The organism is Shewanella nanhaiensis, from assembly GCF_019457885.1.
Classification (GTDB): domain Bacteria; phylum Pseudomonadota; class Gammaproteobacteria; order Enterobacterales; family Shewanellaceae; genus Shewanella; species Shewanella nanhaiensis.
Genome location: NZ_JAHZST010000088.1, coordinates 1 through 255 on the forward strand (window position 1 = coordinate 1; position 255 = coordinate 255).

General features: G+C 58.0%; 1 protein-coding gene. It reads left to right on the forward strand.

All coding sequences use genetic code 11. From position 1 onward, the window contains the following. A partial coding sequence (locus tag K0625_RS24450) for a hypothetical protein (RefSeq protein ID WP_220111934.1) occupies positions 1-255 on the forward strand: 255 nt, incomplete at both ends.

Genomic DNA, 255 nt, shown 5'->3' on the forward strand with positions numbered 1-255 from the left:
GATAGATGATGGCCTTGCCATTGCCTTTGATGCGCCAGCGACAGGCACGAATTTAGTGGTGACGGCCACCGTCACTGACGCGGCGGGCAACACGGCTGATGGCTCAGATGCAGCGACCTTGGATTACGGCACAGGCACCGGCGCACCGGCGGCCCCCACCGTGGTCATTGATGAGGATGCCAATAATGATGGCTTTATTAACGATGCGGAACTTGATGGCCAAATCGATGCCACTGTCACCTTAGGCGCTGGCAC